This is a genomic window from Bifidobacterium sp. ESL0820 (genome assembly GCF_052606235.1).
Genome location: NZ_CP199594.1, coordinates 803,302 through 830,249, shown reverse-complemented (window position 1 = coordinate 830,249; position 26,948 = coordinate 803,302). Strand labels below are relative to the sequence as shown.

The following is a 26,948-nucleotide window of genomic DNA, read 5'->3' as shown; positions in this document are numbered from 1 at the left end:
CTCTGTTTGTCCAATTCCGGGATAGCATTCACGAGAATGAGGTTTTGATGGCGGTACGCGGCGATATACGAAATGTGGCGATTGTGGCACACGTTGACCACGGCAAGACCACCCTGGTCAACGCCATGCTGCAGCAGTCGCACGTCTTCTCCGAGCGGGAGGAGGTGCCCGACCGGGTCATGGACTCCAACGACCTGGAGAAGGAGAAGGGCATCACCATCCTGGCCAAGAACACCGCCGTCAAGTACACAGGCCCACTGGCCGCCAAGCTGGGCGAGCCCGACGGCATCACCATCAACGTGGTGGACACCCCCGGCCACGCTGACTTCGGCGGCGAGGTGGAGCGCGGCATCTCCATGGTCGACGGCGTGGTCCTGCTGGTGGACGCCTCCGAGGGGCCCCTGCCCCAGACCCGCTTCGTCCTGCGCAAGGCCCTGGAGGCCAAGCTGCCCGTCATTCTGGTCATCAACAAGACCGACCGTCCCGATGCCCGCATCTCCGAGGTGGTCTCCGAGTCCACCGATCTGCTCCTGGGACTGGCCCAGGACGTGAGCGAGGAGGGAGTGGACCTGGATCTGGATTCCCTCCTGGACCTGCCGGTCATTTACTGCGCAGCCAAGGCAGGCAAGGCCTCCGTCAATCAGCCCGCCGACGGCGCCGTGCCCGACAACGACGATCTGGAGCCCCTCTTCGAGGCCATCCTGACCAACATTCCCGCCCCTGAGTACGAGGAGGGCGCCCCGCTGCAGGCCCATGTGACCAACATCGACGCCTCCGACTACCTGGGCCGCCTGGGCCTGGTGCGCATCTACAACGGCACCCTGAGCAAGGGCCGCCAGTACGGCCTGTCGCGCGTGGACGGATCCATCGAGAACTTCAAGCTGACCGAGATCCTGCGCACCAAGGGCCTGCAGCGCTCGCCAGTGGACGAGGCCGGCCCCGGCGACATTGTGGCTGTGGCCGGCGTGGAGGACATCATGATCGGTGAGACCATCGTCGACCAGGACGACCCCCGGCCCCTGCCTCTGATCCACGTGGACGACCCGGCCGTCTCCATGACCTTCGGCACCAACGATTCGCCCCTGGCCGGCACCGAGGGCAAGGACCACAAGCTGACCGCCCGCATGCTCAAGGACCGTCTGGACCGCGAGCTGATTGGCAACGTCTCCATCAAGGTGCTGCCCACCGACAGGCCCGACGCCTGGGAGGTCCAGGGCCGTGGCGAGCTGGCCCTGGCCATCCTGGCCGAGCAGATGCGCCGCGAGGGCTACGAGCTGACCGTGGGCCGCCCCCAGGTGGTCACCAAGACCGTGGACGGCAAGCTTCAGGAGCCCATGGAGTCCGACACCATCGACGTGCCCGAGGAGTACATGGGCGCGGTCACCCAGCTCATGGCCGACCGCAAGGGCCGCATGGAGACCATGACCAACCACGGCTCCGGCTGGGTCAGGATGCAGTTCACTGTGCCCTCCCGTGGCCTGCTGGGCTTCCGCACCGCCCTGCTGACCGCCACCCGCGGCACCGGCATCTCCGCTTCAATCTCCGCCGGCTACGCCCCCTGGGCGGGCGACATCAAGACCCGGCAGAACGGATCCATGGTCTCCGACCGATCCGGCAAGGCCAGCCCCTACGCCATGCAGAAGCTCCAGGCCCGGGGCGAGTTCTTCGTCAAGCCCCAGTCGCCCGTCTACGAGGGGCAGATCGTGGGCATCAACAACAAGCCCGGCGACCTGGACATCAACATCACCCTGGAGAAGCACATGACCAACATGCGTTCCTCCACCGCCGACGTGCTGGAGACCCTGACCCCGCCCATCGACATGAGCCTGGAGGAGTCCCTGGACTTCGCCAACGATGACGAGTGCGTGGAGGTGACCCCCGAGTCCATCCGCGTGCGCAAGATCATCCTGGACAGGGATGCCTGGTACAAGTGGAACGCCCGCCAGCGCAGGGCCAACAAGAAGTAACCCTTCTCCCACAATCAGATTCAGTCCGACCCGGCCGCCCCACGGTGACCGGGTCGGACTAGTCTTGTACCCATGAAGTCTCAGGTTTCCAAATCCAAGGATCAGGCCCCCTCCCATTCGGCGGGTGAGTCCGGCAAGAGGAGTCCTTTCCGCTGCCTGCTGGGCCTGCCCATCGGTCTGGCGGTGGGCGTACTGGGAACCCTGGTCCAGCGCTCCGGGGCCGCCCAGGGTCTGCCCTGGGGAATGGTCCTGGCCTATTTGCTGGTGGCCCTGGCCTCCTGGTGGGTTCGTTGCGACAGCGGCACCATGGGTCTGGCCCTGCATCTGGTGGCCTCGACGGTCACGGTCTGGCTGCTCTCCATGCGGGGGCCTGGCGGCGACGTGCTCATGCCCTACGCCGACTTCCCCACATTCTTTGCCAAGTACGCGGTCTTTCTCTGGATGGGCGGGCTGGTCCTGATCCAGACCCTGGCCATTTGCCTGCCGGCCTCCTGGTTTGCTGACGGTCCCCTGCGTCGTCAGGGGCGATCAGCATGAGCCAGGATCCGTCAGGAAAGCCGGCGACTGAACCCGGCCGGATTCCCCTGCACTTCCTGGGTCCCGAGGGGACCTTCACCCATCAGGCCGCTCTTGAGGCAGCCAACCTCATGGAGACAAGGCTGGACTGCAAGGCTGACTTGCGCCCCTGCTCGGATGCGGCTGCCATCGTGGCCGCTGTGGAGGAGGGCCGAGGCTGGGGAGTGCTGGCCTGGGAGAACAACGTGGAGGGCCATGTGGTGCCCAACATGGATGCCCTGATCGACGCTCAGTCAGTAGCGGGCTTCGGCATGGTCCGCCTGCCCATCGTCTTCGACGCCTTCGTCCGGGCTGGCCATGATTCCCTGCGCCAGGTCGCCGCCCATCCCCATGGACTGGCCCAGTGCAAGGGCTTCATCACAGAGACCGGCCTCAATCCGGTGACGGCCAACTCCAACGCTGCGGCCTGCCGTGATCTGGGCCCCGATCAGGTGGCTCTGGGTCCTCGCATCTGCGGGAGCCTCTACGGACTGGAGACCTACCGGCGCGAGGTGCAGGACTATCAGGGGGCCCGTACGGACTTTCTTCTGCTGGCTGCACGGGATCAGGCCGCCCAGCTGGCACGCCGTCTGGCGCCGGGCGGGGATTTCGAGTCCATCGTCACCTTCATCCCCCTGAATACGGGGCCGGGCGTGCTGGCCAACCTGCTGGACCGCCTGCGCGATGCGGGCCTGAACATGACCTCATTCATGTCCCGGCCCATCAAGGGGCACGACGGGACCTACAGCTTCGTAGCCAGCATCGACGCCGCGCCTTGGCAGAAGGAGCTCCATCAGGTGCTGGCCGACCTGCTGGACAGGGGGGACTGGCTCAAGACCCTGGCGGTCCATCCGCGCACCCCGCATCCAGCGCCCCCCATCCGTGAATGGATGCTGCCCAGGGCGGGGGCCTTCCGGGGCGAGGACCCCGACACCGAGACGATCAGCAAGGAGTTGTTATGGTAGATGAATCCGCGTCTTTTCCGCACATGGACCTGTCCGGTCCCGAGCATATGCACCCCATGGCGGGCATGGCCGCCTCGCCGGTGCTGACCTCGGCCCACAAGATCGCCGTGGCGGGGCTGGGTCTGATCGGCGGATCGCTGGCCCGCCGCCTGGCCGCCCGGGGCCGGTTCGTGATCGCATGGAACCATAATGACCGTCCCTACGAGCAGGCCCGCAGCCAGGGGATCCATTGCGTGGACACCCTGGAGGAGCTGGCCAAGGGCAAGGCAGACGTGCTGGTGCTGGCCACCCCCCTGCGGGCCATGCCCGACGTGCTCCAGGCCCTGGCTCCGGTGTTGACCCGAGGCACCACCCTGACCGACGTGGGCAGTGTCAAGGGGCCGGTCCGCCGTCAGGTCGAGCAGGCAGGTCTGGCCGATCGGTATGTAGGGGCCCATCCCATGGCCGGCAGCGAAGGCTCCGGCTATGAGGACTCGGACCCGGCCCTCTTGGAAGATGCCCTCTGGGCTCTCTGCGTCGATGAACATACGGACTACAGCCGCTTTTTGACCGTGGCCGACATGGTTACCCAGGGGCTGGGCAACCGGCTGATCGCCCTGGACGATGCCACCCATGACCGGGCTGCGGCACTGATCTCGCACATGCCCCATGTGGTGGCCACCGCCCTGGTCAACATGCTGACGAAGTCGCCTGACCGCCGTGTGGCCTCGGCCCTGGCGGCCGGATCCTGGCGGGACATGACCCGTGTGGCCCTGACCGATCCTGAGCGGACCCGGGCCATGGTGGAGGAGAACGCCGGCCAGGTGGCCGACCTGCTGGATGACTTGGCCGAGAATTTGCAAGACATGGCCTCTCTCTTGCGGGACCAGGAGCCGGAGGCCGATGAAAAGCGCCAGGACTTCTTCCTCCAGGCGGACCCCTTCCGGCGCTACAAGGCCGCCCTGGGCGACCGGGAGCAGACGCCCACCACCGACCTTGAATTGGATCCGCAGGAGGGCAACTGGCGGCAGGAGCTGCTGGATTCAGCCCTGCGCGGCGAGCAGGTCTCGGCCTTCCTGACCACCAGCCGGGCCCGGGTGCTGCACCCGCCGGTCATCGACTGAGATCAGGTGGGTCCGGGCGGGGCGAACGGCGTTCCGGAACCGGCTTCAGGGCCACCATGTCTTCTGCTGGCAGGGTCACACGTTCCCCGGGACGCGACCCATTGGCCGCCGGGTCCCTGTCCAGGATCAGCCGATGTCCGTCCCAGTCGACCACATGGCCCACGTAGTCTCGGAACTTGGGCCTTCCATCCTCCGGGTCCGACCCCAGGGCGATCCTGACCACCAGCCGCGCTCCGGCCGGTATGGTTGCTGGCAAACGCATGGCCATCCACCTCCTGGGCCAGTATCGCCTGCGGCTGCGACGAGGATGAAAGCGCCTAAACTGTATTGCACATACTGCACAGTCAAGCGAAGGGAGCGCCATCGGTGGATCAGTATCTGCAGGACTTCACCGACTATCTTTCCCGGGTGGCAGGCAAGAGTCCCAACACCGTGCGATCCTACCGGGCCGACCTGTCGGGCTTTCTGCATCTGATGCGTCTGCACGGCATCGATGACCCCGCGCAGATCGACCTGGCCACCATCAGGTCCTGGCTGGCCCACGAGGCATCGACCCACGCCCGCTCGACCATGGCCCGGAAGACAGCCGCACTGAGGTCCTTCTTCGGCTGGCTGAGCAGGCACGGCCGGATCAAGACCGACCCCACCCTGGCCCTGAGCAGCCCCAAGCAGTCCGAGCACCTTCCACGGATCCTGACGCACGACCAGGCCCGCACCCTGATGGATACGGTCGACCATGATCCGGTCGAGCCCCGGCAGGACGAGGATGTCCAGGCGGCCTTGCAGGTGCGGGATGCGGCCATGCTGGAGCTGCTGTACGCCACGGGCATGCGTGTGGCCGAACTCTGCGGGCTGGACCTGGATGACGTGAACCGGCACAGCCGCACCGTAAAGGTTCTGGGCAAGGGTTCCAAGGAGCGGGTCCTGCCCTATGGCCTGCCCGCCGATCGCGCCCTGGATCGCTGGCTGGGGGAGGGGCGGCCGGTCCTGGCGGGCTCAACGGCCAAATCGGCCCGCAAGGCAGGTCAGGCCCTTTTCCTGGGTCAGCTTGGCGGCAGGGTTGGCCAGCGGCAGGTCCGCAAGGTGGTCCACCAGGCGGCCGGTCAGGCCGGAGTGCCCGACATCGCCCCCCATGCCCTGCGGCACTCGGCCGCCACGCACATGCTGGATGGGGGAGCCGACCTGCGCGAGGTTCAGGAGATGCTGGGCCATTCCTCCCTGCGGACCACCCAGCGCTACACCCACGTCTCCATCGAGCAGCTGCGGGCCCGGTACAGGCAGGCTTTTCCAAGGGCCTGAAATCCGGCAAATGAGACAGGACTTGTCTTGGGAAACATCCCGGTATCAGAATATGGCGTATTGTAACTTGGACATCGGTCAAAGATTTTCGGGATACAGGCGAGACGTTGACAACCAGCTAAAGGGGAGCGGCAGGAATGAAGAGAAGTTCACAGCTCACAGTGGTGTCAGCGTTCATCTGTGCCTTGGCGCTCTTGGCCAGCGGCTGCGGCAGCGGAGGCAGCAGCACCAATACCGAGGGTGCCGAGCAGTCGTCCAGCAGCGAGCCCAGCAGCAACGCCGTGGTGTCGGTCCGTGGGTGCGAGCCGGCCAATCCGCTCATTCCCAGCAGCACCGCGGAAAGCTGCGGCGGGCAGGTCGTGGATGCCATCAGCTCCAAGCTGGTTCGCTTCGATGGCCAGGGCAAGGCCCACAACGATCTGGCCTCGGAGATCAAAGGCAACGACGACATGTCCCAGTACAGGATCACCCTGGCTGACGGGCGCAAGTTCTCGGATGGCACTCCCATCACCGCCAAGTCCTTCACCAGGGCCTGGTCCTGGAGCGCCAATGTGTCCAACGGCCAGCTGAGCGCCAGCTTCTTCTCCAATATCAAGGGCTTTGATGACCTGCAGAAGCAGGGAGCGCCTGCGGATGCCCAGTTCTCCGGATTGAAGGTCATCGATGACAAGACCTTCACCGTGGACCTCATTTCGCCCTCGTCCACCTTCCCCATTCAGGTGGGCTATACCTCTTTTGCGCCCCTGCCTGAATCCTTCTACAAGAATCCCAAGGCCTACGGGGAGAATCCGGTCAGCTCGGGTCCTTACACGTTTGAGTCCTGGCAGCACAACGCCATGATCAAGCTTCGCAAGAACAACGACTACGGCGGGGAGGTCAAGGTTCAGAACGGCGGCATCGACTACAAGGTCTACACTGACTTGAATTCTGCCTATTCCGATGTGCAGGCGGGCAACCTGGATGTGATCGACAGGATTCCCACCTCCGCTGTCAAGACGTTCATGACCGACAGCATGGTTCAGAGTTATAACAAGCCCGGCTCCACCCTGCAGATGTTCACCATTCCTACCACGATGGAGCATTTCGGCCAGGATCAGGAGGGCCACCTGCGCCGCCTGGCCATCTCCATGGCCATTGACCGGAAGATGTTGATCGACAAGGTCCTGGGCGGTCTGGGCGTGCAGCCCACCGACTTCACCGCGCCGACCATCCCAGGCTATGCCAAAGGTCTCAAGGGTTCGGACAACCTCAAGTACAACGCCAAGAAGGCCAGGGAGTACTGGGCCAAGGCCGATGCCATCAGCAAGTGGCCGGCCGACAAGAGCTTCCAAATGCTTTACAGTTCGGATGGCGGAGCCAAGGACTTCTACGACGGCATGGCCAACTCCATCAAGAACACGCTGGGCATCAAGGCCGAGGCCACTCCCGTGCCCACCTTCAGCGAGTTCCGTGGCAACATCAAAAAGCGCCTCTATAACAATGCGGCTTTCAGGTCCTCCTGGTCACCCGACTATCCATCGCCTGAGAGCTATCTGATGAGCAACTTCGCCAGCTCGGCGGCCGATGGCAACGGATCCAACGACGGCGACTACAAGAACCCCAGGTTCGACGCCCTGCTCAAGCAGGCTGCCAAGGCCAAGGACACCGATGAAGCCAACAGGCTCTTCCAGCAGGCTGAGGAGATCCTTCTGCAGGACATGCCGGCGGTTCCGCTCTATTATGGAAACAACATTGGCGCCTCCGCCAAGAAGGTCCATGGGATGCGTCTGGGCTGGGATGGCTATCCGATCTTCCCGGAGCTGTCCAAGGACCAGTAATGATCGTGCCGGAAACGGCATGAACCGCCGTCGATGACTGGCGGTTCGGGAAACCAACCAAAGGAAAGAGCAAGATATATGAAGAAGCAATCGGCCCTGACCATTGCGGGTGCCGGACTGTGCGTCATGGCGCTCACGCTGGGCGCCTGCGGCGGATCCGGCGGATCCGGCTCCTCTGCCCAGGGGACCAACGGCGGCAGCTCGAATGCCGTCATCTCGGTCTTCAATCCTGAGCCGGCCAATCCGCTCATCCCCAGCATGACCAACGAGGTGGGCGGTGGCAACCCCATCGACGTCATGTTCTCCAAGCTGGTCCGTTTTGACGACAAGGGCAAGCCGGTCAACGAGATCGCCAAGCAGATCAAGGCCAACGAGGACAACACCCAGTACACCGTGACCATCAATGACGGCTGGAAGTTCTCGGATGGCACCCCGGTCACCGCACAGTCCTTCACCAAGGCCTGGTCCTGGGCGGCCGACATTGCCAACAAGCAGCTGGGCGCCAGCTTCTTCGCCAACATCAAGGGCTATGACGATCTGCAGAAGGAGGGCACCCCTGGCGATGCCCAGCTGTCCGGCCTGAAGGTCATCGACAACAAGACCTTCACCGTTGACCTGACTTCGCCCTCCTCCACCTTCCCCATCCAGGTGGGCTACACCGCCTTTGCGCCCCTGCCCGAGTCCTTCTACAAGGACACCAAGGCCTTCGGCGAGAAGCCGGTGACCGTGGGACCCTACAAGTTCCAGTCCTGGGAGCACAACAAGGCCATAAAGCTGGTCAAGGATCCTTCCTACAAGGGCGGCATCAAGGTCAAGAACGGCGGCGTGGAGTTCCGCTCCTACACCGATGCCACCGCAGCCTACCGCGATGTGCAGGCCGGCAACCTGGACGTGCTGGACACCCTGCCCGCCTCGGCTCGCAAGACCTTCCAGACCGATAACACGGTCCAGGCCATCAACGATCCGGGTTCGGTCATCCAGATGTTCACCATCCCCACCTACATGAAGCACTTCGGCCAGGATCAGGAGGGCAAGCTCCGTCGCCAGGCCATCTCCATGGCCATCGACCGGCCGACCATCATCAAGAAGGTGCTGTCCGGAACCGCCAAGGAGGTCCACGACTTCACCGCCCCCGTCATCCCCGGCTACTCAACCAGCATCAAGGGATCCGACGTGCTCAAGTACAACCCGTCCAAGGCCAAGGAGCTCTGGGCTGAGGCCAACAAGATCTCCCCCTGGGGCGAGGGCGACAGCTTCAAGATCGCCTACAACGCCGACGGCGCCCACAAGGAGATCTATGACGCCGTCACCAACTCCATCAAGAACGCCCTGGGCATCCAGGCTTCGGGCAACCCTCTGCCCACCTTCAGCGAGTTCCGCTCCAACGTGCAGAACCGCAAGTTCACCGACTCGGCCTTCCGCTCCGGCTGGCAGCCCGACTACCCCTCGCCCGAGAGCTACCTGTCCAGCAACTTCGCCAGCTCGGCAGCCAACGGCAACGGGTCCAACGACGGCGACTACAAGAACCCCGAGTTCGACGGCCTGATGGACAAGGCAGCCTCCGCCAAGAGCATCGACGAGGCCAACAAGATCTACCAGCAGTCCGAGGAGCTGCTCTTCCGCGATCTGCCCGCAGTCCCGCTCTACTACCAGAACTCCAACGGCGTGGCCGCCAAGAACATCCAAGGATTCTCCTTCACCTGGAAGGGCGTCCCTGCTTACTACAACATCAGCAAGTGAGGTGACGGGAGCCTGAATCCCGCACCTGACAGCTGACACCCCCGGGCCGGCACGGAAGGATCCACTCCGCGCCGGCCTTGGCGTCTTTGCACCCCTGTTGAGGTGTGCTGGTAGACTCAAACAAGAATTTTTGCGGCGGCCCCGATCCCCATGCCGATCCCGGTCGCGGATGACAAAGGAGAATAGCCGATGGGAAAATATCTTCTGCGACGTATTCTGCAGATGATCCCCGTCGTTCTCGGCACGACACTGCTGATATACGCGCTGGTCTTCGCGCTTCCCGGCGACCCTGTGGCCGCCATGTTCGGAGACAAGCCGGTCAATCAGGCCGTTGCCGCACAGATACGTTCGGAATACAATCTCGACAAGCCCTTCATCGTGCAGTACGTGCTCTTCCTGAAGAACGCGCTGACCCTGAACTTCGGCAACACCTTCGCCGGCCAGCCCGTGATCAGCGTGATCGGCAGGGCCTTCCCGGTGACCATCAAGCTGGCCCTGATGGCCTTCGTCTTCGAGGGCGTCTTCGGCGTGATCTTCGGCATCATCGGCGGCCTGACCAAGGGCAAGTGGTCGGACAACATCATCCTGGTCCTCTCCCTGCTGCTGATTTCGGTGCCTACCTTCGTCACCGGCTTCATCCTGCAGTACCTGTTCGGCGTCAAATGGCATCTGCTGCCAGCCACAGCCGGGGCCAATCCGGGCTTCATTGACCTGCTCATGCCGGCCATTGTGCTGGGGTCGGTGTCCATGGCCTCCATCATCCGTCTGACCAGGACGGAGATCACCTCCAACATCTCCGAGGACTACGTGCGCACGGCCCGGGCCAAGGGCATGAGCAACCGGTCCGTCATCGTGCGGCATGTGCTGCGCAACTCCCTGATCCCCGTGGTCACCTACCTGGGCGCCGACATCGGCGGACTCATGGGCGGGGCCATGATCACCGAGCGCATCTTCAACATCCAGGGTGTGGGCAACACCCTTTACCAGGCCATCCTGAGGGGCGAAGGCACCCTGGTGGTCTCCATCGTGACCATTCTGGTCCTGATCTTCGTCATCACCAGCCTCCTGGTCGACCTGCTCTACGCAGTGCTCGATCCGCGGATCCGGTATGCGTGAGGGAGAGGGACCGACTATGAGTGAAACGGCAATGAACGAGTCAAGCGAACAGAACGAAAGCCAGGCCCGCGTCTACTTTCCCGACCCCTTGCCGGGGCAGGAGCGGTTCGTGGCCCCCGTCGACGAGACGCCCCTGCGCGAGGTGGACTCGGTGGATGAGGACGTGCCGCCCACCAGCATGTGGGCCGACGCCTGGAAGACCCTGAGGCGCAACCCGCTCTTCATCATCTCCGCAATCCTGGCGATCGTGGTCATCCTGGTGGCCCTCTTCCCCAACCTCTTCGCCAGGCAGGACCCCATGGCCTGCAGCCTGTCCGACTCCTTGGAGCCCGGCCGGCCCGGGCACCCCTTCGGCTTCGACCTGCAGGGCTGCGACGTCTACAGCCGCGTCATCCACGGGGCCCGGACCTCGGTGGCCATCGGCATCATGACCACCATCCTGGTCACCGCCTTCGGCGGCCTCATCGGCGCCATCGCCGGTTTCTTCGGAGGCTGGGTTGACGCAGTGCTCAGCCGCATCACCGACATCTTCTTCGCCATCCCCATGATCCTGGGCGCCATCGTGCTCCTGCAGATGTTCCGCACCTCCACCTCCCTGTGGAAGATCATCCTGACCCTGACCCTCTTCGGCTGGGTCAACATGGCCCGCATCACCCGCAGCGCCGTCCTGGAGGCCAAGAACCTGGAGTTCAACACCGCATCCACGGCCCTGGGCTCCACGCCCCTGCGCAACCTCTTCAGGCACATCATGCCCAACTCCCTGGCCCCGGTCATCGTCATGGCCACCATGTCGCTGGGCACCTACATCGTCTCTGAAGCCACGCTGAGCTTCCTGGGCATCGGCCTGCCCTCCACCGTGGTCTCCTGGGGCGGGGACATCTCGACGGCCCAGAACCTCCTGACCACCAACCCCTCGGTCCTCTTCTATCCCTCCGCAGCCCTGGCCATCACCGTGCTGGCCTTCATCATGATGGGCGACGCGGTCAAGGATGCATTGGATCCCAAGAGCAGAACGGCCTGAGTGGAGGAAGCATGACTGAAGCAGACAAGAACATGACCACCAATCAGGAGCAGCAGCCTCTGCTCGACGTGCGGGACCTGCAGGTGGACTTCACCGCCGATGGGCGCACCGTCCATGCGGTTCGCGACGCCTCCTTCAACGTCTACCCCGGCCAGTGGGTGGCCATCGTGGGGGAGTCCGGCTCGGGCAAGTCCACCTCGGCCATGGCTGTGCTGGGCCTTCTGCCCGGCACCGGCAAGGTGACCGGCGGCAGCATCCGGCTCAAGGGCCGCGAGCTGGTGGGCCTGGACCGCAAGGACTACGAGGCGCTGCGCGGCTCCCAGGTGGGCCTGGTCCCGCAGGACCCCATGAGCAACCTGAACCCGGTCTGGCGCATCGGCTCCCAGGTCAAGGAGGCGCTGACCGCCAACCACATGGACGTCTCCAGGGAGAAGCGCTCCCGGCTGGCCAAGGCCCTGGCCAGCGACGAAGAGGTGACCCTCAAGAAGTCCGACGACGAGCTCTTCATCTCCTCCAAGGACCTGCCTGGCCTGCTGGAAGCCGCCCGTCAGGCCCTGAGCGATGCCGGGGTCGCCGACGTGGACAAGACCATGGAGGCTATGAAGGCCGAGTGGGATGTGGGCTCCGAGACCCGCTGGGGCGTGGCCAAGTCCCTGATCGACGCCGGTGTGGATGACGATGCGGCCTGGACGCTGGCCAAGGAGCATGTGACCGGCTCGGACATGGACGACCGCATCGCCGGGCTGCTGTCGGAGGCCGGTCTGCCCGAGGCCGCCACCAGGGCCCGGCAGTATCCGCATGAGTTCTCCGGCGGCATGCGCCAGCGTGCCCTGATCGCCATCGGCCTGGCCTCCCGGCCCGACCTGCTGATTGCGGACGAGCCCACCAGCGCCCTGGATGTGACCGTCCAGAAGCGGATTCTGGACCACCTGCGCAGCCTCACCGAATCCCTGGGCACCGCCGTGCTCTTCATCACCCACGACCTGGGGCTGGCGGCCGAGCGCGCCCAGCACATCGTGGTCATGTACCGGGGCCAGGTGGTGGAGTCCGGGCCCAGCCTGGAGGTCCTGCAGCACCCCCAGCACCCCTACACCAAGCGGCTGGTTCAGGCCGCGCCCTCGCTGGCCTCCCAGCGCATCATCTCCGCCAAGCAGCGCGGCCAGGATGCTGAAGACCTGCTGGAGCACCACGTCAAGGGCGAGAGCACCCTGGAGCGCAGCGAGCACGTCATTACCGTGGAGCACCTGACCCGCGAGTTCAGGCTGCCCCGGCGCAAGGAGATGTTCAAGGCCGTGGACGACGTCTCCTTCTCGGTCAAGCGGGGGACCACCCTGGCCATCGTGGGGGAGTCGGGCTCCGGCAAGTCCACCGTGGCCAACATGGTCCTGCACCTGCTCAAGCCCACCTCGGGCCGGGTGACCTACGAGGGCCAGGACATCGCCGGCTTCGGCAGCCACGAGCTCATGGAGTTCCGCCGGCACGTGCAGCCGGTCTTCCAGAACCCCTACGGCTCCCTGGACCCCATGTACTCCATCTACCGCTCCATCGAGGAGCCCCTGCGCATCCACAAGATCGGCAACGCCAAGTCCCGGCAGAAGAGGGTCAAAGAGCTGCTGGACATGGTGGAGATGCCCGAGTCGGTCATGGGGCGTTACCCCAACGAGCTCTCCGGCGGACAGCGTCAGCGCATCGCCATCGCCCGGGCCATGGCCCTGAATCCGGATGTGATCATCTGCGACGAGGCCGTCTCCGCCCTGGACGTGCTGGTCCAGGACCAGGTGCTGCGGCTGCTCAACGATCTGCAGGCCGAGCAGGGGCTCAGCTACCTGTTCATCACCCACGATCTGGCCGTGGTCAGGCAGATCGCGGACGAGGTGGTGGTCATGCAGCACGGCCGGCTGGTGGAGCACGCCACCACGGACGAGGTCTTCGACCACCCCCAGCGCCAGTACACCAAGGATCTGCTGGACGCCATCCCCGGCGGCAAGCTGCGCCTGGGTCTTGACTAGGTATCCTTTGCACAGACTCACAAGGAAATGAGGCATCATGGGATTGTTCGGTTTCGGCAAAAAACGCGCCAAGCGGCAGGCTGAGGAGGCCGTCGAGGAGTCCAAGGAGCTCGACGAGTCCAAGGACGCTGAGGAGTCCACAGAGAAATCCGACCAGACCTCTCAGGCTGACCGTGATGAAGCCGAGCAGAGCGGGAAGGGCCCCTGGGACAGCATGGATTCCGAGGCCCCCGACACCGACGAGTACCTGGACATCGGCGCCCTGATGCTGCCCTTCCTTAAGGGCAGCGAGCTGAGGCTCAAGGCCAACTCGCAGACCGGCGACGTGCTGGGAGCCACCATCACCTACGGGTCCTCCAGTCTGGAGCTGGAGCCCTTTGCTGCCCCCAAGTCCCTGGGCCTCTGGGACGAGGTCCGGGCCGACCTGCTCAAGGCCAACCCCTCCTGCAAAGAGGTGGACGGCGTCTTCGGCAAGGAGCTGACCCTGCCCGTCAAGGTCAAGGGCAAGAACATGCTGACCCGGGTGGTGGGCATCGACGGACCCCGCTGGATGCTGCGAGGCATCTTCTCCGGCCCTGCAGCCAAGGGCGGCAAGGAGAAGGATGTGCTCGACGGCTACCTGGCCGACCTGGTGGTGGTCCGTGGCGATGAGCCCCTGGCCCCCCGGGACCTGGTTCCCATGCATGCGCCCGTCACCCCCAACCAGCGCCGGGGAGAAGCCGAAGACCCGGAGTCCAAGGACGATGAAAGCGCGCAGATCCCCGGCAGGCCAGAGGGCCCCTTCGACTCGGACCAGCAGACCGAGGTGAAGACCACCCTGTCGCGCGGACCCATGTTCTCGGAGATCCGCTAAGGCTGTGAAGCAGAAGCATTCCGGGCTGGCGGCGCTGGCCGACGACGACTTCTCCGTCATGGAGGCCATCGGCGGATGGCGGGGGATCGTCGAGTCCCTGCTGCCGGGGCTGGTATTTCTGGTTGTCTTCCTGGCCACCGGCCATCTGGGTCTGACCGTGGCGGTTTCGGCGGCCCTGGCCGTTGTGCAGCTCCTGATTCGTCTGGTCCAGCGGCAGTCCTTTCTGGGTGCGCTGACCGGTCTGCTTTCGGTGGGCATCTGCCTGGTGGCCGCATGGCTGACCCGGGATGCCCGCAATTATTATCTGCCAGGATTTTTGACCAACGGATTCTGGATCATCGTTCTTGGGGCCTCGCTGCTGGCACGGACGCCCGGCATCGGCCTGCTGGTGGAGTATCTGCGCCGACCCGTCGTCTCAGGCTGGAGGCAGTGGCTGGACTCCTGGCGCAGTGAACCGGACCTGGTTCGGGCCTATAATCAGGCCACCCTGGTCTGGATCGCCGTCTTCGCGCTGCGCCTGCTGGTCCAGGTGCCGCTCTACCTGGCCGGTTCCGTCGGGTTTCTGGGCGCTGCACGCCTGATTCTGGGCCTGCCCCTGTTTGCCCTGGGCATCTGGATCAGCTGGCTGCTGATCGGCGGGCCCTACCATCGTCGCCAGGCTGACCAGATTCAGGCCGACCAGGAGGTTCATGCCGATCATGACTGAGACCAGGGTTCGTCTGCGCATCGAACGCTATGCCGACCAGGGCCGTTGCGTAAGCCACCTGGAGGACGGCCGGGTGGTCTTCGTCCGCTTCGCCCTGCCCGGGGAGCTGGTGGAGGTCCTCCTGGACGAGCCTCACGGCCGGGCCGGCAGATTCGCCACGGGCGAGGTCACCAAGGTGCTGGAGGCCAGCCCTGATCGCCGCCAACCCGTCTGGCCCCTGGCTGGACCCTTGGCCTGGGGCGGCGGCCTCGGTGGGGCCGATCTGATACACGTCAGCCTGCCCGGTCAGCTAGCTTGGAAGGCCGATCTGATCGGTCAGCAGATGGCCCGTCTGGGCGGGGTGGACGTCCAGGTGCCGGTGGCCCGGGTGCCGGGCGATGAGGAGCTGGGCGGCCTGCACTGGAGGACCCGAATCGAGCTGGTGGCCGACGATCAGGGCCGCCCCTCCATGCGTCGTCGGGGATCGCATGACCGCCTGCCGATTCAGACCATGCCCCTGGCTACCCAGGAGCTGCTGGACCTGGCCGACGAACTGGGCATCTGGGAGGGCGGCCTGCCGGCGGATGCCCGCATACGCTTGGCCGTGCCCCAGCCGCGCGACGGGGGACCGGTTGGAGATAACTATGCTCTGCTGGTGGATGACCGCCTGAGACAGGGGAGCCGCCTGCTGATAGAGCGGCTGGAGGCGGGATCAGGACCTGTGTATCAGGTCCGGGCCGACGGATTCTGGCAGGTCCACCGTCAGGCACCGGTCGTGCTGACCAAGGCGGTCCTGGACCAGGCCAGGCAGGCCCTGGACGGGGTGGCCGAGCCGGTCGTCTGGGACCTCTACTGCGGATCAGGGCTCTTCACCCTGCCCCTGGCCGCTCTGGCCGACGGACGGGCCCTGCTCCTGGCCGTGGAGGGGTCCGCCGGAGCCATTGCCAGTGCGAAAAACAACGTGAAGCAGGCCGGACTGGACCGGGTGGCCCTGCGTCGGGGGGACGTGGCCAAGATCCTGGCTGGCGGTGCGCCCAAGGGGCTGGGACATCCCGACCTGATCCTGCTGGATCCACCCAGGGCCGGCGCCAAGGCTCAGGTCTGCCGGCTACTGGCCGCCAGCGGGGCTGGGACTATCATCTATGTGGCCTGCGACCCGACCAGCCTGGCCAGGGATACGGCCACACTGATTTCCCTGGGCTACAGCCCCAAGCACCTCGAGGCCTTTGACATCTACCCGATGACCCACCACGTGGAGACCCTGGCGGTCTTCACCCGCACGGCGGGAAGGCGGCGCTGACATGAGCCGCGCCGGGCAAGTCTTGGCAGCGGTCAGACGGCTGGCGGGTCTGCTGCTGGCGGTCGCTCTGCTGGCAGGCCTGCTCATGCTGACCGGCTGCGCCCCCAAGGACAGGGCCGTGGGCGACTCCTGGCATGAGGGCACCGTGCCCCACGACGGCGTGGATCGCTCCGATACGCTCGTAGCTTTGATCGGCTGCCCGCAGGAGGGCGGCAAGGACCCGGATGCAGGTCTTGACAGCCGCATCCTGGCATCCTTGAAGGCGGAGCGGATGAAGGGCTATTTCTCCTCAGCGCAGTCCACCAGCGATCAGCAGGATGGGGTGCAGGATGCCATCAACCGCGGGGTCAGCCTGATTCTGATCCGCCGGCCCGGAGCCGGCGACTGGACCCCGGCCCTGAAGGCAGCCCGGAAGGCAGGCATTCCTGTGGTAGAGTTCGCTCAAAGCGCCAAGGCTTGGACCCCTGACCCAGGTAGGCTCTACTATGCGGCTACGGTTCACCCGGTCGATCCTGCCGGGAATCCACACGCGCCCCTGCTGGCTGACGCCCTGCAGACCATCGTGGACGACGGACCGCATGAAAGGATAATGGCCGTGCGCCTGAGCGCCGACTGAGAGGGGGGCCAAGGATGAGCACAGGCAGTGAGCAAGTGCAGACAGCGGGCACAGGCTTTCCGGACACCGACCGGCCGGGGCTGAGTTCCCAGGAGGTGGAGCGGCTGAAGGCCCAGGGGCTGGTCAACGTCTCCCAGGATCAAACCTCCCGCAGCCTGGGCCAGATCATCCGCGACAACGTCTTCACCCTCTTCAACGGGATCATCCTGACCGCCATGGTGGTGGTCCTGCTGACCGGGCAGTGGAAGGACGCGGTCTTCGGCCTGATCATCATCATCAACACCGGCATCGGCGTGGCCACCGAGCTCAAGGCCAAGCACACCCTGGACGGGCTGTCCATCCTGGTGGCCTCCGACTATACGGTGCGCAGGGATGGGCGCAACCTGACCGTGCCCCACGATGCCATCGTCAAGGGGGATCTGCTCTGGATCCGTTCCGGGGACCAGGTGCCCGCCGACGCGCAGATCATCGACACCTACGGCCTGGAGCTGGACGAGTCCATGCTGACCGGCGAATCGCGCACGGTCAAGCACAAGCCGGGGGACCAGGTCTACTCGGGCTCCACGGCCGTCTCGGGCATGGCCCTGGCCCAGGTGACCGCCGTGGGCGCCGACTCCTACGCCGCCACGCTGACGGCCAAGGCCAAGGTCTACAAGAAGGTCCACTCCGACCTGAACGAGGGCATCAACACCATCCTCAAGGTCATGACCATAGTGGTCATTCCCCTCTGCCTGCTGCTCATCTTCACCCAGATGCGGACCGTGGGCGGCTTCCAGACGGCCCTGGCCACCGGAGCCTGGCGGCAGGCCGTGGTGTCCGCCGTGGCCGGGGTCGTGGGCATGATCCCCGAGGGGCTGGTCCTCTTGACCTCCCTGAACTTCGCCCTGGCCGCCATCCGCCTGGCCCGCCACCAGACCCTGGTCCAGCAGATGGAGTCCGTGGAGACCCTGGCCCGGGTGGACGCCCTGAACCTGGACAAGACCGGCACCATCACCGACGGGGGCATCGTCTACGACGACCTGCACCCGCTGGCCGAGGATCTGCCGGCCCAGCAGCTGCGGCAGGCCCTGGTGGACGTCTGCGCGGAGGAGAGCCCCAACGCCACCGGACGGGCCATCCTCAAGGGGATGGACGACCTGCGCCCGGGCAGGGCCGTCAGCCGCCTGCCTTTTTCTTCGGCCCGCAAGTGGAGCGCCGTGGCCGACCGGTCCGGCAGAATCTGGTACTTCGGCGCCCCGGAGGTGCTCCTGGCATCCCAGGCGGGCAGCTGGCCCCAGGTGGACCAGCAGGTGGCCGACCTGGCCGACCGTGGCTACCGGGTGCTGATGCTGGCCGCCCCCGATGGGTACCCGAGCACCGACCAGCCTGACTACTTCACCAGCAGCCCCGACCTGCCCGGGAACCTCAAGCCCCTGGCCCTGATCACCTGCTCGGAGCACATCCGCGACGACGCCGCCGAGACCCTGGCCTGGTTCCGCCAGCAGGGCGTGCGCTGCCGGGTCATCTCGGGCGACAACCCGGCCACTGTGGCGGCCATCGCCAACAAGGTGGGCCTGACCGGCGACCGGGCCCCCAGGGCCATGGATGCCCGCCAGCTGCCCGAGGACACCGCAGCCCTGGCCGAGGTCCTGGAGGATGTGGACGTGCTGGGCCGGGTCCTGCCCGACCAGAAGAAGGCCATCGTCCAGGCCCTGCACCTGAAGGGCCATACGGTGGCCATGACCGGCGACGGGGTCAACGACTCCCTGGCTCTGAAGGAGGCGGACCTGGGCATCGCCATGGGCAATGCGGCGGCCGCCACCAAGGCCGTGGCCCAGCTGGTCCTGGTGGATTCGCGCTTCTCCCACCTGCCCGACGTGGTGGCCCGGGGCCGGCAGGTCATGGCCAACATGGAGCGTGTGGCCGGCCTCTTCCTGGTCAAGACCGTCTACTCGGCCCTGATCTCCCTGGGCGTGGTCCTGACCGGCATTCCCTTCCCCTACCTGCCCCGGCACATCACCTACATCGGCGCCCTGACCATCGGCACGCCGGCCTTCTTCCTGGCCCTGGCCCCCAACACCAGGCGCTACCGGCCCGGCTTCCTGAAGCGTGTGGTCGCCTTCGCCCTGCCCTCGGGCATCGCCACGGCTTTGATTGTGCTGGCGGCGGCCTGGAGCCTGCCCGGCCTGCTGGGACTGGACCTGGCCCGGCCCGGCGACCTGGGGCGCTGGCGGTCGGTCTGCGCCATCGTCCTCTTCTGCATGGGCGTGCTGGTCCTGACCCAGGTGGCCCGGCCCCTGCGCTCCTGGAGGGGCCTGCTGGTTCTCTTCTTCGCCGCAGCCGGGGTGATCGGGGCCCTGATCCCCATGGTGGCGCGGTTCTTCGCCATCAGCCTGCCCACTGGTCCGGCCCTGGCCGCCACCGTGGCCTTCGCCCTGGCGGGTGCCCTGCTCATGGTCCTGGCCGTCCTGGGCTATCCGGCATGCGCACGTTACATCCGTCAGGTAACACATAGGCGCTAAGAATGAACCTCACAAGCACAGATAAGCGTCACTGACGGCCTGGGGTCCTCCCGCCGCCGGTCCACATGGGCGCAAGGGCAGTGCCTGAGCGTCCAAGGAAGGGGTGGTGCATGTCAGAATCCGCACAAGATGCCGGTCGTTCCAAGCTCAAGGTGGGCTCCGAGGAGTTCGAATACTACCGGATCAGCGACCTGCCGGGCATCGACCACCTGCCCTACAGCCTGCGCATCCTGGCCGAGAATCTGCTGCGGCACCAGAACGGGACCACGGTGACCCGGGACCAGCTGGACCAGCTGCTGAACTGGGACCCCAAGGCCCAGCCCGACAGGGAGATCCAGTACAGTCCCGCCCGGGTGCTCATGCAGGACTTCACCGGCGTGCCCTGCATGGTCGACCTGGCCACCATGCGCGATGCCGTCAAGGCCCTGGGCGACGACCCCTCCCTGGTCAACCCGCTCATCCCCGCGCAGATGGTCATCGACCACTCCGTCCAGGTGGACAGCTCGGGCGTGCCCGGCGCCCTGGAACACAACATGGACATGGAATACCGGCGCAACAGTGAGCGCTACCGCTTCCTGCGCTGGAGCCAGCAGGCCTTCCAGAACTTCCGCGTGGTGCCTCCGGGCACCGGCATCATCCACCAGGTCAACCTGGAGTACCTGGCCCAGGTGGTCATGCGCAGGGACAGGACCAAGGGGGAGGGGCCGGCCCTGGTCTACCCGGACTCCTGCGTGGGCACCGACTCCCACACCACCATGGTCAACGGCCTGGGCGTGCTGGGCTGGGGCGTGGGCGGCATCGAGGCCGAGGCGGCCATGCTGGGCCAGCCCATCTCCATGCTGGTGCCCCAGGTCTTGGGCTTCAAGCTGACCGGATCCATTCCCGAGGGGGTCACCGCCACCGACGTGGTGCTGACCGTGACCCAGATGCTGCGCGAGGTGGGCGTGGTGGGCCGGTTCGTGGAGTTCCACGGCAAGGGCCTGGCCCAGGTCCCCCTGGCCAACCGGGCCACCCTGGGCAATATGAGCCCTGAGTTCGGCTCCACCTGCGCCATCTTCCCCATCGACCGAATCACCCTGGACTACCTGCGTCTGACCGGCCGCAGCGACGAGCATGTGCGCCTGGTGGAGGCCTATGCCAAGGCCAACGGCCTGTGGATGGACCCGGAGGATGCCGACTGCCCCGAGCCCGAGTATTCCCAGGTGCTGGAGCTGGATCTGTCCACGGTGCGTCCGTCCATTGCCGGCCCCCGGAGGCCCCAGGACCGCATCCTGCTGGACCAGGCCCAGCAGACCTTCCATCGGGACCTGAAGGATTACAGCGACCAAGGCAGGGACGCAGACAGCCAGGCCGTGCCGGTCAGGAAGGCCGACGGCAGCGAGTTCAGCCTGCGGGACGGGGATGTGGTCATCGCGGCCATCACCTCCTGCACCAACACCTCCAACCCCTCGGTCATGGTGGCCGCCGGTCTGCTGGCCCGCCAGGCGCGCGCCCGGGGCCTCAAGCCCAAGCCCTGGGTCAAGACCTCGCTGGCTCCCGGATCCCAGGTGGTGACGGACTATCTGAACCGGACCGGCCTGAGCAAGGACCTGGACGCCCTGGGCTTCGAGCTGGTCGGCTACGGCTGCACCACCTGCATCGGCAACTCCGGCCCCCTGGACCCGGCCATCCACCAGGCCATCGCCGACCACGACCTGACGGTGACGGCCGTGCTCTCGGGCAACAGGAACTTCGAGGGCCGAATCAGCCCGGATGTGAAGATGAACTACCTGGCCTCGCCGCCCCTGGTGGTGGCCTACGCCCTGGCTGGCACCATGGACTTCGACCCCTGGCACGACCCTCTGGGCCAGGACAGCCAGGGCAGGCCGGTCATGCTGGCGGACATCTGGCCCTCCCAGGAGGCCATCGAGTCCGTGGTGGGGACCGCCCTGGACCGGGACATGTACCTGCGCGACTATGCGGACGTCTTCGGCGGGGACGAGCGCTGGCGGAAGCTGGAGGTGCCGGAGGGCGAGCTTTTCCACTGGGATCAGGATTCCACCTACATCCGTCGCCAGACCTTCTTCGACGGCATGAAGGCCCAGCCCGACCCCCTGGAGGACATCCACGGGGCCCGGGTGCTGGCATTGCTGGGGGATTCGGTCACTACCGACCACATCTCGCCCGCAGGGGCCATCAAGGCCGACGCACCGGCCGGCCGCTACCTGCAGGAGCATGGCATAGCCCCCAGGGACTTCAACTCCTACGGCTCCCGGCGCGGCAACCATGAGGTCATGGTCCGGGGCACCTTCGGCAACATCCGCCTGCGCAACCAGTTGCTGGCCTCGGTGGGGCTGGATGTGCGCCCGGGTGGGTTCACCTACGACTTTCTGAACGGCCAGGAGACGACCATCTTCGAGGCGGCGCAGGACTACGCCAGGCAGGGCACGCCCCTGGTGGTGCTGGCCGGCAGCGAGTACGGGACGGGCTCCTCAAGGGACTGGGCGGCCAAGGGCACCCGGATGCTGGGTGTGCGGGCCGTCATCGCCAGGTCCTTCGAGCGCATCCACCGCAGCAACCTGATCGGCATGGGCGTGCTGCCGCTGGAGTTCCCAGCGGGTCAGTCGGCCCAGAGCCTGGGTCTGGACGGCCAGGAGACCTATGACCTGGTTGGCGTCGACGCCTTGAACAGCTCCCTGCCCGAGCAGGTCCAGGTGCGGGCCCAGCGGCCCGATGGCAGCACGGTTGAGTTCGCGGCCAAGGTGCGCATCGACACCCCTGGCGAGGCCGAGTACTACCGCAACGGCGGCATCCTGCAGTACGTACTGCGTGGGCTGCTGGCCAGGGCCGATCAGGAGGTCTGAAGATACAAAAATCCCCGCCCCAACGTTAGGAGCGGGGATTTTCTTTTGTCAGTTGCGATCGCCGACCAGATCCAGGATGTAGAGGAAGAGGTTGACGAAGTCCAAGTAGAGGTTGAGGGCGCAGAGGATGGAGACCCGCTTGATGGCCTCCGGCCCCTGGCTGCGGTAAGTGGCGAAGATGACCCTGGTCTGCTGGGCGTCATACATGGTCAGCCCGGCGAAGAGGATGATGCCTATGGCCGAGACCACGCGCAGGGCCGTGTTGGAGGGGGCCACGAAGAGCATGACCACCTCGACCAGGATCAGCATGAGCAGGCCGGCCATGAAGATGGAACCCATGCCCAGCATGTTGCGCCGCGTGGTCAGCCCCAGCATGCTGAGGACGAAGAAGAAGCCCGCGCTGATCACCAGGGTCAGCATGATGGACGGCAGTGAGTAGGTCATGAAGATGGTGCTCAGGGTGAAGCCCATCAGGGCCGCATAGAGGTAGAACATGACCCGGGCGGTGGAGGTGCGCATGCGCATGACCCGGAAGCTCAGAATCATGGCGAAGGCCACCTGGACCACGGCCATGCCGATCCACCCCAGGGTGCCCGTGGCCTGCATGAAGGCCAGGAGCAGTCCGGTGCGGGCGGTCAGATAGGCCGTCAGGGCGGTGACCAGCAGGCCGACGGCCATCTCCGCATAGGCGCGGGACATGGAGACCCGTTCCGCCTTTTCAAAGCTGTATGCTGCGTTGGTGTCGATGGGCGCGCCCATGCCGTAGGGCTCACCGCCCTGCATGGTCGGCATCGGCTGCTGTGTGTACTGACCGTATGGGGCCTGCGGCCGCGGATTCCCGTTGAAAGCCATCTGCTCCTCCTTGTCTTCCCGTCTGTGGCGGGATGGTCGTCTTGTTCAATTCTACATGGCCGGTTTGGCCATATAACAGGTGTTTGCTCTGGTTGGAATCAGGCGGGGGTGGCCGCCATGGTGGGGTGGTTGCATGCCCACATCCCGCCATGGCGGTTGCCCCTCTCCTGATGTGCCGTCCAGACTTTGCAGGCTGGACGGAGTGTGGTGGGGGCGCGGGAGGGGAGTGTCGGCTCTCTTGGGGTTTGAGCCTTGACTGGCACATTCCTCCCTGCTCCCCCTATGTAGGGCCGGGGGCGGGGGGATTGATACGCCGCCCCCGGCCGCTCTTACTCGTGCGAAGCATGAAGCAGCTGGTGTTCCCTCCGGTGGCGGCGTGAGGCGAGGACGCCGCCCATGCCGGTCATGCCGGTGGCCAGGGCGAGCAGGATGCCTTCCCCTCCTGCCTTGGGGAGCACGCCTGCGGGCAGGTACGTGTACTTCAAGGATGTGTCGGGCGTTTGGGGTGCGCCGCCCAGCGTGTAGGCGACGCTGACGGTGACCGTGCCCGGCTGGTGTGCGGGCGTGGTCACGCTGACGCTGCTGCCATCCCCGCGCGTCAGCCCTGATGCGGGGGTCTGGTCGAACCTGACGCCGGTGATCGCCAGAGCCAGGTTGAACGACACCGGCACAGGAGCCGACTTGCTGCTTGTGCTGCCGTCGCCGAGCTGGCCATACTGGTTGTTTCCCCATGCCCAGACGTTGCCGTCGCTGCCCACGGCCAGCGAATGATCGCCTCCGGCGCTGACCTGTGCGGCTTGCAGTCCTTTGCTCGCGTTCCCGGGGCTGGCGGGGTCGCGCACGCGCACAGGAACAGACGAATTGCTGCCGCTGCTGTTGTTGCCGAGCTGGCCATGGCTGTTGTGTCCCCAGGCGTAGGCGTATCCGCCGCTGCTTACGGCCAGGGAATGATAGTCTCCGCTGACCTGTGTGGCTTGCAGTGCTTTGCTTGTGTCGGCGGGGTCGCGCACGCGCACAGGAACAGGATTCGGATTGTTGTAGCTGGTGGTGCCGTTTCCTAGCTGGCCGTAGTAGTTGAATCCCCAGGCGTAGGCGTATCCGTCGCTGCCTACGGCCAGCGAATGATCGCCTCCGGCGCTGACCTGTGTGGCTTGCAGTCCTTTGCTCGTGTCAGTGGGGTTGGCGGGGTCGCGCACGCGCACAGGAACAGGATTCGAATTGTTGTAGCTGGTGGTGCCGAGCTCGCCAAAGGTGCCCCTTCCCCAGGCGTAGGCGTTGCCGTCGCTGCCCAGGGCCAGGGAATGACCGGCTCCGGCGCTGACCTGCAGGTAGGTGAAGTCCGCTGGCAGGTCCGGGTAGGTCTTCCGGTCGGGCGTCTTCACCCTGACCGGCGCATACCGGCTGCTGCCTGTCCCGTCGCCGAGCTGGCCATAGTAGTTGTATCCCCAGGCGTAAACGTTGCCGTCGCTGCCCAAGGCCAGCGAATGCATCCATCCGGCGCTGACCTGCAGGTAGGTGAAGTCCGCTGGCAGGTCCGGGTAGGTCTTCCGGTCGGGCGTCTTCACCCTGACCGGCGCATGCTTGTCGTCTCTTGTCCCGTCGCCGAGCTGGCCATAGGTGTTCCATCCCCAGGCGTAGACGTATCCATCGCTGCCCAGGGCCAGCGAATGATCGCCTCCGGCGCTGACCTGCAGGTAGGTGAAGTCTGCTGGCAGGTCCGGGTACGTGCTGCGGTCGGGCTTCCTCACCATGACCGGCGTAGCCTGGCTGTAGCTGGTTGTCCCGTTGCCGAGCTGGCCATAGTTGTTGTCTCCCCAGGCGTAGGCGTTCCCGTCGCTGCCCACCGCCAAGGAAAAATTGCCCGATTGTGATCCGCTGACCTGGCTGAGCCTGATGCCCCGGCTGGCGTTGTCGGGCGGGGTGATGGTGGTGGGTTCCCTGCCCAGCTGGCTGCCCTTATTGGGGCTGATGCTCCACTTGGTGTTCCGGCCTGCGGGCGTCCAGTGGGCGGTCAGGGTCAGGTCCTTGTCGACGGGCCTGCTGAAATCGTAGGCGACCTCGCCGGTGAACCAGCCGTCGAACAGGTAGCCCTCCCGCACAGGGTCGGGTGAGGGGCGCTTCACTCTGCCGTACGGGGCGGGGACAGTCTGGTCCGCTGGTTTCGGGCTTCCGCCGCCCGTGTCGAAGCGGACCGTGAACGCGGATCGTTGTCCGGCGCCTCTGGTCAGCGGCTGGTCGACCGTGTACGCAAGGCTCCTGGCGAAAGGCTGCCCGTCCTGCCTGCCCGTGATAAGGATGGCGGCTGGCCCCGGCTTGTGGGCGGGCATGTCCGCCTGCCAGGAGTCGTTGTTCCTGGTGAGTTTGAGCGGTTGGCCGTCCAGGCTGGCTGATTCCAAGGTGGGGGCGTTGCTGGTGTCGAGTCTGGCTGGCTTGCCGGGCTGGCCCTGCTCTTCCAGGCTCCACCTGTAAATGCCGCCGTTCCTGTTCAGGGCGGTGATTCTGTTGCCGGCTTTGGCGGCCTGCATGTACTGCTGGTTCCCAGTGTCCGCGCGCTTGGGCGCTTCGCCGGGCTTCCACGCCCAGACGCGGCCGTCCTTGCTGACAATCATGGCCTGGTCCTCGTTGGCGGCGATATGGCTGGCCTTGGTGCCGTCCGGCAAGCCGGCTGGGGTTACGCTTGCCTCGCTGTCGGCCAGGTACCAGGGCTGTCCCTTTGAATCCAAGAGCAGGAATCCTTTACTAAAGGCTTGGACTTGGACGGTGCGCATTCCGGTGTCTTGTTTGATGTGTATAGGCTTGGCTTTTCTGGTGTTGCTCGCGTCCCAGGTCCAGGTCTGCCCGTCCGCGTCCACTATGAGAGCCTGGCTGGCGGAGACGACGGCGTTGACGGCCTGCGCCTTTCCGGGCAGGCTAAGCGTCGCCTTTTCGACGTGCTTCGGGTTCAGGTTCTGGCTGCCTGTCATGCCGATTTGGAAGGCGTGGACCTGTCCTTGCCGGTCCACGGCAAGCAGAAGGTCATCGTACAGGCTGATGCTGGTGAACCCGGCATCCTGGCTGGTGTCGAGAATCGTGGGTGTGTCCTCTTGGCTGTTCCATGTGTAGATGTGCTGGTCGGATCCTAAAGCTGCGTGCCGTCGGCTGCCGGCTGCAACCTGCAGGTAGCGGAACCCGTCGGCGGCCTGGGCGGGGGAGGGAACCTGCTTGGTCGTGCCGTCTTGTGCCCAGACGTAGATACGGCCGTCGCCGGTCAAACCGACGGTCTGCTCTCCTGCTGCTTGGACGCTGACAAATTGAGGTTCCTGAGTTTTGGGCGGGCTGATAGTCAGCCGGGCTCCGGACGCGGGCCCATGGTCCGGGCTTAGTGTCCAGTCTGTGGTCTTGGTCCACAGGGCTTTCAGAGTCGTGTCTTGGAGGATAGGGGTCTGAAAGTTGAAAGGCTGCCCATCATGAGTCCACCCGTCGAACCGGAAGCCCCCACGCACAGGGTTCTGTTGCGGGGGAGCGGCGAGGGTGCCGGTTTGCACAGTCGCTTGGGTGGGTTTGCTGCCGTCGATTGGGTCGAAGCGCACTGTTTGCACGGCTTGATCACTGGTATCGGATGGCTTAGTTGGAGCGGGTTCTGTGTTGTCCGGACTGCTCGTCTTCGGTGACAGGGTGTCTGGTCTGGGGCTTAATGGTGTGGTGGTTTGTATCGGTGATGGTGTGG

The 26,948-nt window shown here is 65.5% G+C and carries 19 protein-coding genes; 16 read left to right on the top strand and 3 right to left on the bottom strand.

What is annotated here, in order from left to right; translation table 11 throughout:
• The first annotated feature begins 47 nt into the window (after positions 1-47).
• The 4 genes from typA to ACUIAH_RS03475 all read left to right on the top strand — a co-directional run bounded on the left by typA (position 48) and on the right by ACUIAH_RS03475 (position 4,590).
• Positions 48-1,967: a translational GTPase TypA gene (typA, locus tag ACUIAH_RS03490; protein ID WP_045924317.1), complete on the top strand. Its 1,920-nt coding sequence runs from the start codon at positions 48-50 to the stop codon at positions 1,965-1,967.
• Positions 1,968-2,039: 72 nt separating this feature from the next.
• Complete coding sequence (locus ACUIAH_RS03485) at positions 2,040-2,504, top strand: alcohol dehydrogenase (protein WP_198200724.1); 465 nt, start codon at positions 2,040-2,042, stop codon at positions 2,502-2,504.
• Positions 2,501-3,487: a prephenate dehydratase domain-containing protein gene (locus tag ACUIAH_RS03480; protein WP_445341407.1), complete on the top strand. Its 987-nt coding sequence runs from the start codon at positions 2,501-2,503 to the stop codon at positions 3,485-3,487. The genes ACUIAH_RS03485 and ACUIAH_RS03480 overlap by 4 nt, the downstream gene beginning before the upstream one ends.
• A 65-nt stretch (positions 3,488-3,552) precedes the next feature.
• The gene (locus ACUIAH_RS03475) at positions 3,553-4,590 is read left to right on the top strand and encodes a prephenate dehydrogenase (protein ID WP_445341538.1); all 1,038 of its coding nucleotides are present in this window, start codon (positions 3,553-3,555) and stop codon (positions 4,588-4,590) included.
• On the opposite strand, the gene ACUIAH_RS03470 is transcribed toward ACUIAH_RS03475, so the two are convergent.
• Positions 4,580-4,852, bottom strand: a complete 273-nt coding sequence (locus ACUIAH_RS03470; RefSeq protein WP_445341537.1) for a DUF6725 family protein — start codon at positions 4,850-4,852, stop codon at positions 4,580-4,582. The two genes, ACUIAH_RS03475 and ACUIAH_RS03470, sit on opposite strands and share 11 nt — an antisense overlap.
• 104 nt (positions 4,853-4,956) lie before the next feature.
• Between ACUIAH_RS03470 and ACUIAH_RS03465 the strand changes: the two genes are divergently transcribed.
• From ACUIAH_RS03465 to acnA, 12 genes are all read left to right on the top strand, one after another.
• Positions 4,957-5,889 carry a tyrosine recombinase XerC gene (locus ACUIAH_RS03465; protein ID WP_445341406.1) on the top strand — a complete coding sequence of 311 codons (933 nt, stop codon included), beginning with the start codon at positions 4,957-4,959 and terminating at the stop codon, positions 5,887-5,889.
• A 137-nt stretch (positions 5,890-6,026) separates the two neighbouring features.
• On the top strand, positions 6,027-7,706 hold the full coding sequence (locus ACUIAH_RS03460; RefSeq protein ID WP_445341405.1) for a peptide ABC transporter substrate-binding protein: 1,680 nt from the start codon (positions 6,027-6,029) through the stop codon (positions 7,704-7,706).
• Positions 7,707-7,784: 78 nt separating this feature from the next.
• Entirely contained in the window at positions 7,785-9,446 is a 1,662-nt protein-coding gene (locus tag ACUIAH_RS03455) for a peptide ABC transporter substrate-binding protein (protein ID WP_306221965.1), read from the top strand.
• A gap of 189 nt (positions 9,447-9,635) precedes the next feature.
• Complete coding sequence (locus ACUIAH_RS03450) at positions 9,636-10,562, top strand: ABC transporter permease (RefSeq protein ID WP_024627150.1); 927 nt, start codon at positions 9,636-9,638, stop codon at positions 10,560-10,562.
• Between the two features lie 31 nt (positions 10,563-10,593).
• Positions 10,594-11,583: an ABC transporter permease gene (locus ACUIAH_RS03445; RefSeq protein ID WP_445341536.1), complete on the top strand. Its 990-nt coding sequence runs from the start codon at positions 10,594-10,596 to the stop codon at positions 11,581-11,583.
• Between the two features lie 11 nt (positions 11,584-11,594).
• Positions 11,595-13,592 (top strand): dipeptide ABC transporter ATP-binding protein, encoded by a 1,998-nt coding sequence (locus ACUIAH_RS03440; RefSeq protein WP_445341404.1) that lies wholly within the window; start codon positions 11,595-11,597, stop codon positions 13,590-13,592.
• 37 nt (positions 13,593-13,629) lie between these two features.
• Positions 13,630-14,445 carry a DUF3710 domain-containing protein gene (locus ACUIAH_RS03435; protein ID WP_445341403.1) on the top strand — a complete coding sequence of 272 codons (816 nt, stop codon included), beginning with the start codon at positions 13,630-13,632 and terminating at the stop codon, positions 14,443-14,445.
• 4 nt (positions 14,446-14,449) lie between these two features.
• Positions 14,450-15,151, top strand: coding sequence for a DUF3159 domain-containing protein (locus tag ACUIAH_RS03430; RefSeq protein WP_445341402.1), 702 nt, complete (start codon positions 14,450-14,452; stop codon positions 15,149-15,151).
• The gene (locus tag ACUIAH_RS03425; RefSeq protein ID WP_445341535.1) at positions 15,144-16,430 is read left to right on the top strand and encodes a class I SAM-dependent RNA methyltransferase; all 1,287 of its coding nucleotides are present in this window, start codon (positions 15,144-15,146) and stop codon (positions 16,428-16,430) included. Before ACUIAH_RS03430 ends, ACUIAH_RS03425 begins: the two co-directional genes overlap by 8 nt.
• 1 nt (position 16,431) lies before the next feature.
• Entirely contained in the window at positions 16,432-17,046 is a 615-nt protein-coding gene (locus tag ACUIAH_RS03420; RefSeq protein ID WP_445341401.1) for a substrate-binding domain-containing protein, read from the top strand.
• 14 nt (positions 17,047-17,060) lie between these two features.
• Entirely contained in the window at positions 17,061-19,547 is a 2,487-nt protein-coding gene (locus ACUIAH_RS03415) for an HAD-IC family P-type ATPase (protein WP_445341400.1), read from the top strand.
• 110 nt (positions 19,548-19,657) lie between these two features.
• Positions 19,658-22,390, top strand: a complete 2,733-nt coding sequence (gene acnA / locus ACUIAH_RS03410; RefSeq protein WP_445341399.1) for an aconitate hydratase AcnA — start codon at positions 19,658-19,660, stop codon at positions 22,388-22,390.
• Positions 22,391-22,438: 48 nt separating this feature from the next.
• On the opposite strand, the gene ACUIAH_RS03405 is transcribed toward acnA, so the two are convergent.
• Entirely contained in the window at positions 22,439-23,242 is an 804-nt protein-coding gene (locus ACUIAH_RS03405) for a Bax inhibitor-1/YccA family protein (RefSeq protein WP_445341398.1), read from the bottom strand.
• 329 nt (positions 23,243-23,571) lie between these two features.
• On the bottom strand, positions 23,572-26,820 hold the full coding sequence (locus ACUIAH_RS03400; protein WP_445341397.1) for an RCC1 domain-containing protein: 3,249 nt from the start codon (positions 26,818-26,820) through the stop codon (positions 23,572-23,574).
• Between the last annotated feature and the right edge of the window lie 128 nt (positions 26,821-26,948).